The sequence below is a fragment of the Microcoleus sp. CAWBG640 genome (assembly GCF_020883015.1).
In the GTDB taxonomy this organism is placed as follows: Bacteria; Cyanobacteriota; Cyanobacteriia; order Cyanobacteriales; family Microcoleaceae; genus Microcoleus; species Microcoleus anatoxicus.
On record NZ_JAHRFC010000177.1, the window covers coordinates 1 to 4026 of the forward strand.

General features: G+C 40.6%; 7 protein-coding genes and 1 pseudogene. 3 read left to right on the forward strand and 5 right to left on the reverse strand.

Annotation, left to right across the window (positions count from 1 at the left end):
• Window positions 1–782 (forward strand): calcium-binding protein (locus AAFP11_RS29845; protein ID WP_341740257.1); only part of this gene is annotated, 782 nt, incomplete at its 5' end.
• Between the two features lie 55 nt (window positions 783–837).
• Here the strand turns inward: AAFP11_RS29845 and AAFP11_RS29850 are convergent.
• Genes AAFP11_RS29850 through AAFP11_RS29860 form a run of 3 tightly spaced genes read right to left on the reverse strand, consistent with a single transcriptional unit; the run spans window position 838 to window position 1546 of the window.
• The gene (locus AAFP11_RS29850) at window positions 838–1062 is read right to left on the reverse strand and encodes a type II toxin-antitoxin system HicB family antitoxin (RefSeq protein ID WP_341740258.1); all 225 of its coding nucleotides are present in this window, start codon (window positions 1060–1062) and stop codon (window positions 838–840) included.
• Between the two features lie 50 nt (window positions 1063–1112).
• Window positions 1113–1343, reverse strand: coding sequence for a type II toxin-antitoxin system HicB family antitoxin (locus AAFP11_RS29855; RefSeq protein ID WP_341732724.1), 231 nt, complete (start codon window positions 1341–1343; stop codon window positions 1113–1115).
• Window positions 1340–1546: a type II toxin-antitoxin system HicA family toxin gene (locus AAFP11_RS29860; RefSeq protein WP_106148795.1), complete on the reverse strand. Its 207-nt coding sequence runs from the start codon at window positions 1544–1546 to the stop codon at window positions 1340–1342. Before AAFP11_RS29860 ends, AAFP11_RS29855 begins: the two co-directional genes overlap by 4 nt.
• Before the next feature lie 184 nt (window positions 1547–1730).
• Here AAFP11_RS29860 and AAFP11_RS29865 point away from each other — a divergent pair.
• Window positions 1731–1937: pseudogene (locus AAFP11_RS29865) on the forward strand (DNA cytosine methyltransferase); the annotation flags it as partial.
• On the opposite strand, the gene AAFP11_RS29870 reads toward AAFP11_RS29865, so the two are convergent.
• Together AAFP11_RS29870 and AAFP11_RS29875 are read right to left on the reverse strand one after the other, a co-directional pair.
• Window positions 1903–2127: a type II toxin-antitoxin system HicB family antitoxin gene (locus tag AAFP11_RS29870; protein WP_341740253.1), complete on the reverse strand. Its 225-nt coding sequence runs from the start codon at window positions 2125–2127 to the stop codon at window positions 1903–1905. The pseudogene AAFP11_RS29865 and the gene AAFP11_RS29870 overlap by 35 nt on opposite strands.
• Before the next feature lie 11 nt (window positions 2128–2138).
• A complete protein-coding gene (locus AAFP11_RS29875) occupies window positions 2139–2672 on the reverse strand; it encodes a hypothetical protein (protein WP_341740259.1) in 534 nt (177 codons plus the stop codon).
• 234 nt (window positions 2673–2906) lie between these two features.
• On the opposite strand from AAFP11_RS29875, the gene AAFP11_RS29880 reads away from it, so the two are divergent.
• Window positions 2907–3359: a DUF1036 domain-containing protein gene (locus AAFP11_RS29880; protein ID WP_341740260.1), complete on the forward strand. Its 453-nt coding sequence runs from the start codon at window positions 2907–2909 to the stop codon at window positions 3357–3359.
• The last annotated feature ends 667 nt before the right edge of the window (window positions 3360–4026 follow it).

Here is a 4026-nt window from a genome sequence, read left to right on the forward strand (position 1 = left end):
GACTCAATGCTTTAACCGCTGCCGTTGCATCCCTGCAAGCTTTGTATGGCAAATCTCAGTGCATGATTCACATTGGCGAATGTGCAACTATCCCAGCCAATCAAGATCAGAATCACGAAATTGACATTGTGATTTGCACAACCCAAGGCTATCATCTGTTGTCTCAATTGCCGATGCAGCCAAAATCTTTTATGCACCATGCTACCAAATGCGAACCGCTGCTGTTGGGGTTTGAGTGTCAGGCAGTTTTACGAGCTTGTCTTGACAAATATGATTATTTCTGTTACTTGGAAGATGACTTGATTTTACATGATCCGTGGTTTTTCAACAAATTAAACTGGTTTAGACATCACGGTGGCAATGGAAACTTGTTACAACCAAACCGTTACGAAGTATCACCTCAAGCCCCCGTTTTTAAAGCCTATATCGATGGCGATTTAACACATTCTGCTACGGCTAATTTTCAAAATATTGAGGAACAACGGCAGTTAATTGGCAAAATAATGGAACAAAAAATCGCTTTTGAGCGGGCTTTAAATCCTCATTCAGGGTGCTATTTTTTGAATGCAGAACAGATGGCTTACTGGGCTAAACAGTCTCATTTTTTGGATAGGGATACTAGCTTTGTTGGTCCCTTGGAAAGTGCGGCTACTTTAGGGATTATGCGAACTTTTAGAGTTTACAAGCCAGTTTCTGCCTATGCAAATTTTTTGGAGATTCAACACTTTGGGTCGAGTTTTCTCAAGTTAATTGGTAATAAGGTGAGACTTTCGGAAGTTTGATGAGAATATCCAAATCGCCTACTTTTTGGGTATAATGATATGGATTTGAACAAATTTATGCAGCCTCAAATAATCGTTCTAGCTTCTTAGTTGCTGGTAATGGTTTACCTTCCGCTTGACAGCTTTCGATTAGTAACTCCAGTACCTCTTGTGCATTGTAGATAGCTTCTTCATAGGAATCTCCGTGAGTTACGGGCTGCATTACATCTTCAAATTCAGGCAAAAATACGACAAAGCACCGATCCTCTTCTGACCATTGGATCATAACTGTATATTTCATGGTTCTGTCTCCTCTGCTTGGATTGGCCTCAGCAACTCAATTATTTGGTTTTACGCAATCTGTAATCGTTTCCCCAATGTCTGAGGTTCTGGTAGAGGTTTGCCATCTTCTTGATAGAGTTCAATCAATGTTTCTAATAATTCTTGTCCGTGTTTTGCCGCTTCTTCGTAAGTGTGTCCGTGAGTGCAAGGCTGCATGACATCGGTAAACTCAGGTAAGCTGACCACAAAAAGTTGATCTTCTTCTGACCACTCGATGATTAGACTATAATGGCTATTCATTCTTCTATCTCCTTCAGCTTCTGTAAATCAGAAATTACTCTTTTTTCGTGATAATTTGGCGCATCATCACCATCATTACCTGATAGTGTAATTTTTTCAGGTAATAAAGGGTGTTCCCATACAGTGTGACTGCCCTTTCCCTGTCTGTAAGTAAAGCCTGCTTTTAGTAATAGGCTCTTCAATTCTCTGATTTTTTTAGGCATGAGTGATGCCAGCTAACGGGGTTTACGATATTGTAGCCGATCGCCCAAACTACAAAAACCGAGTTGATTTGAGAAACCGGGTTTTTACCAAATCTGCGGGCTACAACAAAGTATTTTCGTAAAAAACCCGGTTTCTGGGCCCCATGTCTAAGTCCTATGACTCTCGCATCCCCCACAGATGTACAATAGGACGATCCGCGAAATGGCTAGATTGCAAACTTTCCCGGATTCATTTATTTTTGCAGGTTCGATGAAAAAGGCAATGTGGCAAATCGGCAATGCCGTGCCGCCCCGTTTAGCTGAGTGTATCGGTTTTGCACTTATTCCATATTTGAATGATATTGCTTTAAACAAATTTATGCAGCCTGAAATAGCCGTTCTAGCTTCTTAGTTGCTGGTAATGGTTTACCTTCAGCCTGACAACTTTCGATTAGTAACTCCAGTACCTCTTGTGCATTGTAGATAGCTTCTTCATAAGAATCTCCGTGAGTTACAGGCTGCATTACATCTTCAAATTCAGGTAAAAATACGAGAAAGCATCGATCGCCTTCTGACCATTGGATAACAACTGTATATTTCATGGTTCGTTAACTTATCGCATCTTTTGTTCTACTTCCTCTAGGGGCAAATCGAGAGCTTGGGCAATTTGTTCTGCCGTTAAGCCAATTTTTACCAATCGCGGTATCGTTTCTAGTTTAGCTAGTTTTCGCTCTTTTTCAATATTGCCATCCCTATCATTGACAGATGTAGGAGTTTCCCTAACTATAGATTCTAATTTTTCGTTATTTTGGGAAGGATTAGAGCAGTGATTAATATTACCACCAATAACATAATGACCAATAATTTGACTTTTATAATGAGATTTGTCAACTCCAAGTCTTTCAATAGAAGCACGAAAATTTGATTTATTCAAATCTTCTCCCAACACTTGAGAAATAATTTGCCAAAGTGCGTAAGCTTCATCTTTTGCATGACCTCGCGTACATTGATATTCTTTCGCAATATCGGCGTATTTCTCACCGTTAATAACGCCTTTAATAATTGCTCTTTGCAGACTATCGAGGTGCTTACCTGTTTGAGCGAAAACCAGTTCGTCTAAATATTTTAACACCTTTGTTACGTCCATAGTCTGTTAATTAAATGCTACTCTATCCGTCATTATCCGCTAAAATCCGCCTCCTGTAAATATTCTTAACATAACTCCCGTCTTTTTCCGCCTTTATCCGTCTCTCAAAAATTCTGCCGCCTTTGAGATTTAAGGAATAATAAAGTATAAAAAGTGACTCCATCTTACGAGTCAGTCTTAACTAAGGCGATCGGGGTGGGTTATTAATTATAGACCTCATTCAAGGATAAAACAATGAAGTTGAAGATTCTTGGCTCAGCGGCCATCGCAACCATAACTGGAGTATTTATGTCCTCTATAGGTTTAGTGTTTACTGCTCCAGCGCGTGCAGATTTTGTTGTGTGCAATAGGGCGGCTAAGAAAGCTTTTGTAGCAGTGTCGTGGACCGATGCACAAGGACAAACGTGGTCTAAAGGATGGTTACAGCTTCAACCAGGAGCTTGTGGTTCAGCTTTAAATGGAAGAGTTAGCAATGCAGAAATAGGAGTTTATGCAGAAACTTTGAGTGGAGGGATAGTATCAGACAATACTCGTAGATGCGTCATCTGGGTGCAGGTTGAACCTTTATGGAATATTCGGGATGCTGGTAATCCCAATCGCTGTAAAGGAAGGGGAAGAGAAATGAAGGTTTTCCAGATGATTAAGACTGGTAGCAGCCCTGACTATACGTTTGAAGTGTTTGATTAGTAAGGTGGGGTGCGTTATCAGCGGAGTACGGCATCTTGAAAAATACTGCGATCGCTCCTCACTTACTTCACTAACAAAGGAGGCGATCGCTCCTATTTTATCAATCAGTCAACCAACAAGGGGGGCGATCGCTCAGTTAAAATGAAGAGGACGAAGTATAAGATAATTTTTATTATCCTTTATTTCGACGCTCGCCTGCAACAAAGTGGCTTGATAATGCTTGGTATTAACAACTTTACGCTATCTGTAATCATTTCCCCATATTGTAGCCGATCGCCCAAACTCCAAAAACCTAGTTTCTGCACTCCAACCAAAGCACTGAGCAAAGTCGAAGTGTACCAAATCTGCGGGCTACAACAAAGTATTATCGTAAAAAACCCGGTTTCTGGGCTCCATGTGTAAGTCCTATGACTCTTAGATCCCGACACAGATGTACAATAGGACGATCGCTCAGTTAAAATAAAACAGTATGCGCTCTGATAAGCCGATCGCTTAGGTATTTTTATTAAGAATGAGACTATCGCCAACATTGAGGGGAACAAGATGACTTCTCAAACGATCGAACTTTTGGAAGATTTGCTAGGCAAGTTACAACACTTACTCCCGGAAAATCAGCAGCTTCTGTTAACTTTTGCAGAGTTTTTGCTGGAACGACAGATGCGATCGA

Excerpts from the sequence above, each read along its gene's own strand:
- AAFP11_RS29850 (WP_341740258.1), bottom strand. The coding sequence starts at position 1,062 with ATGAAATATACAGTTATGATCCAATGGTCAGAAGAGGATCGGTGCTTT.
- AAFP11_RS29855 (WP_341732724.1), bottom strand. The coding sequence starts at position 1,343 with ATGAATAGCCATTATAGTCTAATCATCGAGTGGTCAGAAGAAGATCAA.
- AAFP11_RS29860 (WP_106148795.1), bottom strand. The coding sequence starts at position 1,546 with ATGCCTAAAAAAATCAGAGAATTGAAGAGCCTATTACTAAAAGCAGGC.
- AAFP11_RS29870 (WP_341740253.1), bottom strand. The coding sequence starts at position 2,127 with ATGAAATATACAGTTGTTATCCAATGGTCAGAAGGCGATCGATGCTTT.
- AAFP11_RS29875 (WP_341740259.1), bottom strand. The coding sequence starts at position 2,672 with ATGGACGTAACAAAGGTGTTAAAATATTTAGACGAACTGGTTTTCGCT.
- AAFP11_RS29880 (WP_341740260.1), top strand. The coding sequence starts at position 2,907 with ATGAAGTTGAAGATTCTTGGCTCAGCGGCCATCGCAACCATAACTGGA.